The organism is Rhizobium sp. F40D2 (assembly GCF_051810745.2).
Lineage (GTDB): Bacteria > Pseudomonadota > Alphaproteobacteria > Rhizobiales > Rhizobiaceae > Rhizobium.
Genome location: NZ_CM131436.1, coordinates 2,524,673 through 2,536,991, shown reverse-complemented (window position 1 = coordinate 2,536,991; position 12,319 = coordinate 2,524,673). Strand labels below are relative to the sequence as shown.

Below are 12,319 nucleotides of genomic sequence, written 5' to 3'. Positions count from 1 at the left end.
GGATTGAACGCCGGGGGAAATCGCGGGGGCCACGCCTTCGTTCAAAGCAGCAAAACATGAAATAGCATCACCTTATCTTAGGTTCGGCGGCAGTCTATCGGCCGTCGCGATTGGAGGGACCGGTATGACTTACGTGCTTCGACGGATATTGATGCTCGGCTGCATCACCACGTTCATGCCTCTGGCCGCCATGGCGCAGGGCGCACCGTCTGGCCCTCCTCCCGTCACCGTTGCCAAGCCGGTCGTTCGCGATGTCGTCGACAGCGACGAATTCATTGGCCGCTTCGAGCCGGTCGACGAAGTCTCCGTTCGCTCGCGCGTCGGTGGGTACCTGCAGGAAATCCATTTCCAGGACGGCGCATTGGTCAAGCAGGGCGACCTACTCTTCGTCATCGACCAGAGGCCGTTCGTAACCGCGCTCAGCCAGGCAAAGGCGACGCTCGAAGCGGCCCAATCCGCTCTGGTCTTTGCCGATGCGCAGTTTAAGCGCGCACAATCGCTCACCGCGAGCGGCAGCCAGGCGGCGCAGACGCTGGACGATCGCCGCCGCGAGTTCGATTCGGCCGAGGCCAATGTCCGCGGTGCGCAGGCCGCAGCCGATCGCGCTTCTCTCGACATGGAATATACCGAGATCAAAGCGCCGCTCAGCGGCCGCATCGACCGCCGGCTGATCTCGGCCGGCAACCTTGTGCAGACCGACCAGACCGTGCTGACCACCATCGTCTCGCTCGACCCGATCGATTTCTATTTCGACGTCGATGAGCGCCGCCTGCTGAATTTCGCAGACACGGCGCGCAAAATGGGCAAGGAACTCCAGCAGGGCGGCGGCGGATTGGATGTATCCGTCACCATCTCGGATCCCTCTGCCAAACCATTCAAGGGAAAACTCGACTTCGCTGAGAACCGGGTCGACAATGAGAGCGGCACCATTCGTCTGCGCGCCCGCTTCCCTAACCCCGATCTCGTCCTTCAGCCCGGGCTCTTCGGCCGCATTCAGGTCGAAGCCTCCAACACCTACCAGGCCATACTCGTCCCGGACGAGGCAATCGGGTCGGACCAGAACGAACGCGTCGTCTATGTGGTTGACGCGCAAGGAAAGGTTTCGACCAAGCCCGTAAGACCCGGCCCGCGGCTCTACGGCTATCGTGTGATCCGCGAGGGCCTCGACGGCACCGAAACGATCATCGTCAACGGCCTGATGCGCGCCCGCCCGGGTTCGACGATCACGCCTCAGATGACCGAACTGCCGCAGGAGCGGCAGGACACCCCGCCCGAAGCCGCCAATGCGGAGAGCGGACAATGAGATCTGCGCGCACTTCTTCGTCGACCGGCCGATCTTTGCGGCCGTCATCTCGATTCTCTTTCTCGTCGTCGGCGGCATCGCCTATACACAGTTGCCGGTCTCCCAATATCCGGAGATCGCGCCGCCGACCATCGTCGTGCGAACCTCCTATCCCGGCGCCGATCCGCAGACCATCGCCGATACGGTTTCGACCCCGCTCGAACAGCAGATCAACGGCGTCGAAGACATGCTTTACATGTCGTCCTATTCCAGTGCTGACGGCGCTATGTCTCTGACCATCACCTTCAAGCTCGGCACCGATCTCGACAAGGTGCAGGTGCTTGTCCAGAACCGTGTTTCGATCGCGCTGCCCCGCCTTCCGGAAGAGGTGCAGCGGCTCGGCGTGACCACCGACAAGAGTTCGCCCGACCTGATGATGGTTGTGCATCTGCTGTCGCCGTCGCACCGCTACGACCAGCTTTACGTCTCGAACTATGCCCGCAACCGCATCCGCGACGTTCTCGTCCGCCTCGACGGCGTCGGCGATGTGCAGATCTTCGGCGAGCGCCAGTATTCGATGCGCATCTGGCTCGATCCGGAAAAGCTCTCGGCCTACGGCATGACCTCGGACGACGTCGTCTCCGCCTTGAGGGACCAGAACGTCCAGGTCTCCGGCGGCAAGATCGGCGCGCCGCCCGTCACCGGTAAGAACGCCTTCGAATATACGGTGCGAACGGACGGACGCTTCTCCGACGTGCGCGAGTTCCGCTACGTCATCGTAAAATCGACCGGCGCCGGCCGGCTCGTGCAGTTGCAGGATGTCGCCCGTATCGAACTCGGCGCCCAGGACTACGTCACCAACAGCTACCTCAACAACGACCCGGCGGTCGCCCTTGGCATTTTCGCCCGACCGGGAACCAATGCACTGGATACGGCCCATCAGATCCAGACATTGATGAAAGATATCTCCCAGAATTTCCCCGAGGGCCTGGAATATCGCATCGTCTACGACACGACCGAATTCATCTCGGACTCGATCAGCGAGGTCTATAGAACCATCGCCGAGGCCGCCATCCTGGTGGCGATCGTCGTTCTCGTCTTTCTGCAATCCTGGCGAACCGCGATCATACCGATCGTCGCCATTCCGGTCTCTCTGATCGGCACCTTCGCCATCCTGCTGGCATTCGGCTTCTCGCTCAACATGCTCACCCTCTTCGGGCTGGTGTTGGCGATCGGCATCGTCGTCGACGATGCGATCGTGGTGGTGGAAAACGTCGAGCGCAATCTGGCGCGCGGTATGACGCCGAAACAAGCTTCCCATGTGACGATGGACGAAGTCGGAACCGCCGTCGTCGCCATCTCGCTGGTGCTGATCGCCGTGTTCGTGCCGACAGCCTTCATTCCCGGCATATCGGGCCAGTTCTACAGGCAGTTCGCCGTGACGATCTCGGTCACCACCGCGATATCGGCGTTGAATTCGCTGACACTGTCGCCCGCCCTTGCCGGCATATTGTTGAAAACCCACGACCACGAAACCAGACGCGCGAATATCGCCACACGGTTTGGAAGAGGTCTCGCGGACGGTTTCAATCGCGGCTTCGACAGGATGAGCTCCGGCTATTCATGGATCGTCCGGCATCTGGTCCGCAGCTGGGTCGGATTGACGGCCGCGATGATCGCCTTCGTCTGCCTGCTCGGAGCAACCTGGTACATGGGCACCCGCGTTCCCGCGGGCTTCATCCCGACCATGGACCAGGGTTACGCGATCGTCGTCATACAGCTTCCAGACGGCGCCTCGCTGGCGCGTACCGACGCCGTCGTCAAACAGGTGGGCGATATAGCCCGGACCGTGCCGGGTGTCGGCAACGCCGTGCAATTTGCCGGCTTCAGCGGGGCGACCTTCACCAATGCCTCGAATTCGGGCGTCGTCTTCGTGCCGTTCAAATCCTTTGCCGAACGTGAGGAAGGCGGAGAGACCGCCAACAAGATCATCGGCGAGCTTTACGGCAAACTGCAAAGCATCCAGGAAGCCTTCATCATCGCCATCCCGCCGCCATCCGTGCGTGGCGTCGGCAACTCAGGCGGCTTCAAGATGCAGATTTCCGATCTTGAAAACGCCGATATGACGCGCGTTCTCGGCCTCGCCCGCCAGATGATGGGGGCGGCGGCCACCACCGAGGGGCTGACCGGCGTCTTTACCACATTCTCCGATGCGAGCCCGCAATACTTCCTGTCGATCGACCGTGACAAGGCACGCTTCCTGAATGTGCCGATCCCCAATATCTTCAACGCGCTTTCCATCAATCTGGGCGTCGCCTACGTCAATGATTTCAATGCGTTCGGCCGCGTTTACCAGGTTCGCGCGCAGGCTGACCGGCAATATCGCATGGACAGGGAAGACATCCTCGCCCTGAAGGTTCGATCGGCGACCGGCGCGCTGGTTCCGCTTGGCACGTTGATGGATATCCAGGATGCCAGCGGCCCGGCGCTTGTCCAACGCTACAATATGTACGTCTCGGTGCCGCTTCAGGGCAATCCGACGCCTGGCACATCAACCGGCGATGCCATCGCGAAGATGGAAGCGCTGGCGGCGAAGATCCTGCCGCAAGGGACAACCTTCGAATGGACGGAACTCGCCTATCAGGAGACCCATACCGGCAACACCGCCGTCTACATCTTCGCCCTCTCAGTCGTCTTCGTCTTCCTGGCGCTGGCGGCACAATATGAAAGCTGGGTTCTGCCGCTCGCGATCATTCTCATCGTCCCGCTTGCGGTGCTCGCAGCGCTGATCGGGGTCTCGCTGAGGGGAATGGACAACAACGTCCTGACGCAGATCGGCCTGATCGTGCTGATCGGGCTTGCGGCCAAGAACGCCATTCTGATCGTCGAGTTTGCCAGGCAGGCGGAAGACGAGGGCAAGTCGCCGGTGGAAGCGGCCATCGAGGCCAGCCATCTTCGCCTGCGCCCGATCCTGATGACGGCATTCGCGTTCATCTTCGGCGTTCTGCCGCTTGCCATCGCCACCGGCCCCGGCGCCGAAATGCGCCAGTCGCTCGGCACCGCCGTCTTTTCGGGCATGCTTGGCGTGACGATCTTCGGCTTGTTTCTGACGCCGGTCTTCTACGTCGTGCTGCGCGGCTGGCGCCGCAAGCAGCCGGCGGAAAAGACGGCGGAGGCCGTCCCGATTGAAAGCGAAACGGTCTGATCCGCTCCAGCGGGCGGCCGAGAAGGCGGAAGTCAGGTGGAAAACAGATGCACCTGACCCTGCCACAGGCGGGCGACGGTCAGCTTGCCGCTGCGATAGGCGCGCGTATCGAGATTGAGCCGTCTCGGCCGTATGTCGGGCTCGTCGTTCGGCGTGTGACCGTGAACGATGAGCTTCGGCAAAGGCACCCGGCTTTCGAGAAACCGCTGTCGGATCATGACCAGATCCTCGTCCGTCTGCTCGTTGAGCGGCAGCTTCGGATTGATGCCGGCATGTACGAAAATCACGCTCGGAGTCTCCAGCATGACAGGCATCGCCCGCATGAAATCGATATGCGTGCGCGGCAGCGACTGGCGGAGGAAGGAATCGAGCTTTGCGCCGGAGGGAAAGACCAGCGGCAGATGCTCCGGATCGAGGCCATAGGATTTCAGCGACTCTGCCGAACCCATCCGCATCCACTCGTCATAGGAGATCCAGCCGTCGACATAGTCGAGCATGGCGATTTCATGATTGCCTGCAAGGCAGATACGGTCGAAATCATCCGGCGGCGGCGCCATGAGATGGGTGATGACCTGGGCCGATGCCGGTCCACGGTCGATATAGTCGCCAAGCGTCACAATCAGTTTACGCCCCGGCAGCCGCGCGGCGTCGTGCAGGATCGCCGCCTCGGCTTTCGCAAGCAGATCGTACCGCCCATGAATGTCGCCGATCGCATAGGTCGGGATCGCGGCAATATCCAGCGTCAGACGTGGTCTCGACTGGCGTGCCATTTTCGAAACCTCGCCGTTGCGAGCAAGAGTATCGCTCATCATGTTTCTCAATCAAGGAAGCCCCACTTGCCGGTAAGTAGAGGCGAAAACAAGGCAATCAAGCTGGTAAGAAAATTCAAAGCCTTGGCGTTTTGTAGAAAAACCAGCCTTATCATTCGTGGGCCAATCCCTCACTCCTGTATCCCTGCCATCGGCCCGACGATTGGAGCGATTTTCGGAAGGCACGAGGCGCCGAGTCAACCTGTTGCAGCGTTCTTCGCCCATCCGAAAAGACGCACAGCGCTGTAGGAAAGAGTGACCGATGGGAACGGTATCGCAGTTTCAGGATAGAAAAAGGCCTCCCGCGCATCGCATCGAAAGTGAAGAGGAGGCGATATCCATCGCCCGCTTCCTTGCCGCCGCATTCCGGCACCAGGCGAGCGAACGCGACATCAACCGCGTGTTGCCCTTTGCCGAACTCGACACGCTGTCGGCATCGGGATTGACGGCGATCACTGTTCCGCCCGACCATCAGGGGCTCGACGTGTCGAACGCGCTGCTCGCCGAAATCGTCGCCATCATTGCCGAGGGCGATGCCTCGATCGGCGAGGCGCTGGAAAACCATTTCTGTGTGCTGGAAACGCTGCGGACCCAGGCGACCGAGGATCTGCAGGCATCGCTGTTTGCCCGCGTGTTGTTCGGGGACCGCTTTGCAGGCGCCACCTTCATGGAAGGAGCCGAGCTTACGGCCGAAGGCCCGGGCTATCGCCTGAGCGGGCGCACAAGGCAGGCCTCCGGTATTTTATTCGCCGACTGGATCGCCGCTGTCGCTATCGCTCCACCCAGCCGTCCACTGACCCTCTACCTGGCAGGCGACGACGAAGGCCTGCGGGTGGTCGACGATTGGGACGGCTTCGGCCAGCGCACCAATGGATCGGCGACGGCAATCGTCGGCACACTTCACGTCAATGCCGATGCGATTGCGCCGATCCCCTCCTCCGACGTTTCGACCGGTATCTCGCTCGGCCTGCTGCTCAAGGCAAGCGTCAGCGTCGGCATCGCCCGGGCCGCCTGGAGCGACCTGATGACGGCAATTGGCGATCGCGGCACGACGGTCCTTCCCCGCATCGGCGAACGTGCCATCCGTATCGAAGCGAGTGCGGCAGCCTTGGAACGGGCTGGCCGCAAACTCGACATTGCCCAGGTCAATCCCGTCGACGCCGCGATGGCGGACGCGCATTTCTCCGCCTCGGCGGCCGCGATCCTTGCCGGGGAAACTGCACTCGACACCGCAAACGCGCTGTTCGAACTGGCAGGGGAAACATCGGCCGGCATCGGGCTCAATCTCGACCGGCATTGGCGCAATGCCCGCATTCACGCTTTATCGCTGCCACGGGAGAAGCTGCTGCGTGCCGCAGGCGAATATAGCTCGACGCCTGGCGACCCCCAAAGCGCGTCGCATCAAACTTGATTCATGCGAAGCGCTTTAGCTCTTTGTTTTGATGTATGTCGTTGTCCCGGAACCGCTGCACATTTCCGGGCGACATGCATTCAATTCAGCTGACTGCGGAGATCGGCAATTCTTCCTTGGGGCCGTCGATGCGGCCGCCCGCGGCGACGAATTGCTCGAGGCTCATATTGTCGAGAATGGCGGCGATCGCGTCACGAACATCGGTCATCGAGCGCCGCACCTGACAGGTTTCCGGATCGGCGCAGTCGTCGCAGGCCTCGTAAGCCGTACGGCTGGCACAGCGGATCGGCGCCAGCGGCCCGTCGAGCGTGCGGATGACATGGCCGATGCGGATTTCGGAGGCCGGCCGCGACAGGGAATACCCGCCGCCCGGCCCCTTTTTCGAGCGCAGGATGCCGACGTTGCGCAGTTCGAGCAGGATCGTATCGAGAAACTTCTTCGGGATATTGTTGCGGGCGGCGATGTCATTGATGAAGGCGGTCTCGCCGGGCGCCAGCCGCGCCAGATCGACCAGCGCCTTCAGCCCGTATTTTCCCTTTTTCGTCAGCATCGTCGTTGCCCTGTAGTAAACGCAGTATTTATGCCTGCCAATAGCAGGCAAATAGCGTCAAAAGCGTGAACTTACAAGAAAATAGCTATTATTTATAGCTTATATCGGCAACGTCCACAGGCCAGCCGGCGGCCTTGGAACCGACTTGCCGAGCAATGCCGCTGCCGCGGAATTCAAAGTGTTACCGCGCTGCGCGTCTGAGACCCGCAGCGGTGTGGTTTCGCTCAGATCGTCTTCAGCATGCCGCCATCGACAAAATAGGTCGAGCCGACGCAATAGCTCGCCCGTTCCGAACTCAGAAAGACGAAGACGTTTGCCAGTTCCTCCGGCGTGCCGAAGCGTCTGGAGGCGGCATGTTCGTTGGCGACGCTCTGCAGGTAGCCCTCCCAGTTCCCGCCGGTTTCGGCGGTCAACTGCTTGGCGGTCTTGATCCAGTCGGGGGTGAGGATCAGGCCGGCATTGACGCAGTTGACCCGGATATTGTCCGGGATGAGTTCGGTCGAAAGCGTCTTCGAAAACATCATCAGCGCCGACTTGCTGACATTGTAGATCGGCTCGTACCAGAGCGGCTGGACGGCGCAGATCGACGCATTGTGCAGGATCACGCCGCCGCCGCGTGTCTTCATCTGAGGGGCGATGCCGCGCGCAAGCCGCACGGCGGCCATCACATGCAGGTCCCAATAGCTCTGCCACTTCTCGTCGGGCGCCTCCATCACCGTCTCATTCGATCCGGTGCCGGCATTGTTGATGAGGATATCGGCGCCGCCTTTTTCGGCCGCCGCCGCAATGATCGACTCCGTTCCGTCAACCGTCGCCACATCGGCGGCAACAGCGACCGCGCTGACGCCGTACTTCTCGGCGATACGGGCGGCCTCCGCCTCGAGCCGTTCGCCGCCGCGGGCCGCCAGCACGAGATTGGACCCCTCAGCCGCCAGCCCCTCGGCGATCGCCAAGCCAATCCCGACAGACGCGCCTGTTATGACGGCGGTCTTTCCCTTCAGTCCCAGATCCATATTTTCCTCCGCGCAAGCGGCCGGCGGTTCCGGCCTGATGTGCCGAATGTTCCGCCAATGAAACCGCGCGTCAAGCACTGAGATGCCTCTTGCGGAGGGCACCGATCTGTCGCAGCCTGCATCCCCATATGCGAGGAGTTTTCATGCGACGCTATTCAGCCTGTATAGAGTGGCTGTTTGCCGAAGAAGGCGACAGCTTTCCCGATCGCATCCGCCGCGCCCATGCCGGCGGCCTGACGGCGATCGAATTCTGGCGTTGGACCGACAAGAATCTGGACGCGATCGAGGCGGCGCTTGATGAAACCGGCCTTGCCGTCACCAGCCTCGTCGCTGAGCCGATGATCGCGCTGACCGATGCCGGCAACCGGCAGGCATGGCTGAAAGGCCTTGCCGAATCCGTCGCGGCCGCAAAGCGTCTCGGCGCGCCGGTGCTGATTGCCCAAGCCGGCGACGATCTTCCGGGCGTGACCCGCGAGGAGCAACGCCGGGCGCTCACCGAAACGCTGAAGGCCGGCGCCGATATTCTTCGCGGCAGCGGTGTGCGCCTCGGCGTCGAGCCGCTCAACATCCGCATCGACCATATCGGCTATTTCCTCGATTCAACTAGCGAAGGTCTCGACATCATCGATGACATCGCCCGCCCCGAGATCGGCATCGTCTACGACATCTACCATTCCGCCGTGATGGACGAGCGCACGGAAGACGTGTTGGACGGCCGTCTCGACCGTGTTTTCCACGTCCATGTCGCCGATCATCCCGGCCGCAACGAACCGGGCTCCGGCGGCATCGACCTGGCCCACCGGCTCGGCTGGATCTTCGCCAACGGCTATGACGGCGCCGTCGGCCTAGAATACCGGCCGACAAGGCCCGGCGCCGACGCAGTCATGGCCGTGATCGCTTCACTCGGCGGTTAAAACACGGCGGCATCGATGCTTGCCACCACCTTGCAGGGTCCGGCCGAACGGCGCTCGATAATGCGCGAGGCAATCATGATGCGCCTCGCCGGCATGCCGGGCAGGCGTGGATTTTCGATGCGTTCGAGCAAAAGCCGCAGCCCGACCGCCCCGCATTCCTGTCCCTCCATCCTCACCGTCGTCAGCGCCGGCGAAATCTGCGTCGCCGGCGAGTAGTCGCCGAAACCGACGACCGAAATATCGTCGGGAATGCGGTATCCCTGACCGAGCAACTCGGAAACCACGGTCAGGGCCAGCCCGTCATGGGCGCAGAAAAAAGCCGTCGGCCGGATGCCTTTTTCGGCAAGCGCCCGGAAGGCCGCGCTAAAGCCATTCTCTTCGTCGAACTGCATAACAAAAAGCGCAACATCCGGATAACGTTCGGCGACTTCACGGGCACCGTAATGCCGTTCCTGGCGCCCCCGCAGGCCCGGCATGCCATAGACGTACACGATGGACCGATGGCCGAGCCCGACTAAATACTCCAGCACCGCCTGCCCTGCCTCATGGTCGGTGCCACCCACATGGTCGATCTGCTCTAGCGCATCGACCCACCCGAAGCGCACGATCGGAACGCCGGTGGCACTCACCGCCGCCACAGCCTCACGGGCATGGGGACCGACGAGCATCAGCCCGTCGCAGCTACGCGCCAGCTCTTCCAACTGCCTGGGATCATGTGTCCAGCGTACGCGCAGCGTCATGCCAAGCCGATGAGCCTCGCGCTGCACACCGTTCTGCACCTGCATATAGAGCTCACTGTTGACGGCATCGAGATCGTGAAAGACAACCGCGACCTCGCCGGTAGAACCCTGCCGGGCGGGCTTCGTATAGCCAAGGCGTTGCGCCGTCTCGCGGATCAGAGCGCGCGTCTCTTCGCTAACACCGCTCTTGCCGGCAAGCGACCGCGATACCGCATATTTCGATAGACCGACCTCCCCTGCGATGGTCTGCAATGTAACCCGGCCTCTGCTTCCCACGTGGCACCTCGCCATTTGATTGATGCGACGCTGGCTATATCAATAACGTCACCAAAGCAATTTTCACACTAATAAAAACATAACGCTTTACCTAACAATATCCAAATGTAATCTTTCCCTCATCCCAGCCCGCAGCAAAAATAATGATAAGGGCACGGATTTTTGGAGGAGATCCCTATGATCAAGCTGAAACGACGTGCGTTTCTGGCCGGGACATCGGCCGCCCTGATATTGCCGGCCCTGCCGGTTTTCGCCGCTGACTTCAAGGAAGCGGATATACTGAAAACGAAGGTGTCGAGCGGCACCCTGCCGGCCCTGAAGGAGCGGCTTCCTGAAAATCCGCTCGTCGTCAAACCGGTCGAAAGCGTCGGCAAATACGGCGGCGACTGGAACATGGCTCTGGTCGGCGGCGGGTCGCTGTCGATGCTGTTTCGCTATCAAGCCTACGAGCCGCTGCTGCGCTATACGCCCGACTGGTCTGGCGTGACGCTGAATGTCGCCGAGTCCTTTGAGGGCGATGCTGACTCCAAGGTCTATACGATCCGGCTGCGCAAGGGCATGAAATGGTCGGACGGCCATCCCTACACCACCGCCGACATCAAATTCTGGTACGACACCGTTTTCACCGACAAGCGCGTCGCCTTTGTCGGCCAGGATCATTGGAAGTCCGGCGGCAAGCCGGCCAAGCTGGAGATCGTCGACGAGCAGACCTTCAAGGTCACCTTCGACAAGCCGAACGGCCTGTTCCCGCTGCAGGTCGCTTGGGCAAACAACGACCAGACGACGCGCACGCCGAAACATTATCTCGAGCAGTTCCACATCGACTTCAATCCGAAGGCCGATGAACTTGCCAAGCAACGCGGCTTTGAAAGCTGGATCGCCTCCTTCCAGGCGGCCGCCGGTTTCCAGGATGACAATGCCTTCTTCCTCAACTCCTCGAAGAAGCCCTGCGTGCATGCCTGGATGTTCACGATAGCGCCCGGCGAAAACACCGAGCGCGCCGTTGCCGAGCGCAATCCCTACTATTGGAAGGTCGATACCGAGGGCAACCAGCTGCCCTACATGGACCGCATCGTCTACCAGATGGTCGCCGACCCGCAGGTTTTGCTGCTGAAGGCCATGCAGGGCGAAGTCGACCTGATGGACCAGTATATCGCCACGCCGAACAACAAGTCGGTTCTATACGATGCGCGTGAGCAGGGCGGCTATGATTTCTACACACTGACCTCGACCGAAGCCAATGTGATGAATTTCATTTTCAACCTTAACCACAACGACGAGACCAAGCGGAAGCTCTTCCGGAACAAGGATTTCCGTGCGGCGCTCTCGACCGCGCTCGACCGGCAGTCGCTAATTGATGCGGTGCTCGTCGGTCAGGGCGGCGCCCGCCCAGCCGTCGATCAAGAAGGAAGATCCGCTTTACAACGAGCAGCTCGCCACCCAGTTCACGGCCTATGAGGTCGACAAGGCGAATGCCATGCTCGACCAGATCGTGCCGAAGCGCGACGACCAGAACTTCCGTCTCGACGAAAAGGGTCGCCGCCTGACAATCATATTCGAGATCGACCAGGCGCGCGCCGTCTTCCTCGATCTCTTCCAACTGGTGATCCCGATGTTCCAGGCGGTCGGCATCGATGCGCAGATGCGCTCGATGGACCGTTCGCTCTGGGAGACGCGCGTCCGCCAGGGCCGTGATTTCGATGCGACCGCCCACCAGTTCGGCGCAAACGGCGGTGTCGCAGCCATGCTCGACCCGCGCTATTACGTGCCGACCGATGCCAACGCCATGTATGCCCCGGCCTGGCAACTCTGGTATCGCGACCGCGCCAATGCCAATGCCGAAGAACCGCCGGAAAGCACGAAGAACCAGCTTGCGCTCTACGACAAGCTGAAGGCGACCTCCGACGCATCAGGCCAGCGCGAGGTCATGAAGCAGATCCTGCAAGGCGCCGCCGATAATTTCTATGTCTTCGGCATCTCGCTGCCGCCGGATGGCTACGGCATTGTCAAGAAGAATATGAAGAACATCACGAAGATCATGCCGAACTCCTTCGGCTGGCCGACGCCTGCTCCGACCATGCCGGAGCAGTTCTACAAGGTCTGAAGACCTTTTATTCCA

Annotated in this window: 8 protein-coding genes and 1 pseudogene; 5 read left to right on the top strand and 4 right to left on the bottom strand. The window is 61.2% G+C overall.

Annotation, left to right across the window (positions count from 1 at the left end):
• Window positions 1-124 precede the first annotated feature (124 nt).
• Both ACS4RS_RS12110 and ACS4RS_RS12105 read left to right on the top strand, forming a co-directional pair.
• Complete coding sequence (locus ACS4RS_RS12110) at window positions 125-1,303, top strand: efflux RND transporter periplasmic adaptor subunit (protein WP_439010773.1); 1,179 nt, start codon at window positions 125-127, stop codon at window positions 1,301-1,303.
• Window positions 1,284-4,487 (top strand): efflux RND transporter permease subunit, encoded by a 3,204-nt coding sequence (locus tag ACS4RS_RS12105; protein WP_449313665.1) that lies wholly within the window; start codon window positions 1,284-1,286, stop codon window positions 4,485-4,487. The genes ACS4RS_RS12110 and ACS4RS_RS12105 overlap by 20 nt, the downstream gene beginning before the upstream one ends.
• 32 nt (window positions 4,488-4,519) lie before the next feature.
• Here the strand turns inward: ACS4RS_RS12105 and ACS4RS_RS12100 are convergent, their stop codons facing one another.
• Entirely contained in the window at window positions 4,520-5,296 is a 777-nt protein-coding gene (locus tag ACS4RS_RS12100) for a metallophosphoesterase (RefSeq protein ID WP_439010775.1), read from the bottom strand.
• A 262-nt stretch (window positions 5,297-5,558) separates the two neighbouring features.
• Here ACS4RS_RS12100 and ACS4RS_RS12095 point away from each other — a divergent pair, with 262 nt between their 5' ends.
• Complete coding sequence (locus tag ACS4RS_RS12095; RefSeq protein WP_439010776.1) at window positions 5,559-6,707, top strand: acyl-CoA dehydrogenase family protein; 1,149 nt, start codon at window positions 5,559-5,561, stop codon at window positions 6,705-6,707.
• Window positions 6,708-6,792: 85 nt separating this feature from the next.
• On the opposite strand, the gene ACS4RS_RS12090 is transcribed toward ACS4RS_RS12095, so the two are convergent.
• Window positions 6,793-7,257: an Rrf2 family transcriptional regulator gene (locus tag ACS4RS_RS12090; RefSeq protein ID WP_439010777.1), complete on the bottom strand. Its 465-nt coding sequence runs from the start codon at window positions 7,255-7,257 to the stop codon at window positions 6,793-6,795.
• Window positions 7,258-7,481: 224 nt separating this feature from the next.
• The gene (locus ACS4RS_RS12085; RefSeq protein WP_439010778.1) at window positions 7,482-8,270 is read right to left on the bottom strand and encodes an SDR family oxidoreductase; all 789 of its coding nucleotides are present in this window, start codon (window positions 8,268-8,270) and stop codon (window positions 7,482-7,484) included.
• Window positions 8,271-8,413: 143 nt separating this feature from the next.
• On the opposite strand from ACS4RS_RS12085, the gene ACS4RS_RS12080 reads away from it, so the two are divergent.
• Window positions 8,414-9,184 (top strand): TIM barrel protein, encoded by a 771-nt coding sequence (locus tag ACS4RS_RS12080; protein ID WP_439010779.1) that lies wholly within the window; start codon window positions 8,414-8,416, stop codon window positions 9,182-9,184.
• On the opposite strand, the gene ACS4RS_RS12075 is transcribed toward ACS4RS_RS12080, so the two are convergent.
• Complete coding sequence (locus ACS4RS_RS12075; protein ID WP_439010780.1) at window positions 9,181-10,200, bottom strand: substrate-binding domain-containing protein; 1,020 nt, start codon at window positions 10,198-10,200, stop codon at window positions 9,181-9,183. The two genes, ACS4RS_RS12080 and ACS4RS_RS12075, sit on opposite strands and share 4 nt — an antisense overlap.
• Before the next feature lie 177 nt (window positions 10,201-10,377).
• Between ACS4RS_RS12075 and ACS4RS_RS12070 the strand changes: the two are divergent.
• Window positions 10,378-12,304: pseudogene (locus ACS4RS_RS12070) on the top strand (ABC transporter substrate-binding protein).
• The last annotated feature ends 15 nt before the right edge of the window (window positions 12,305-12,319 follow it).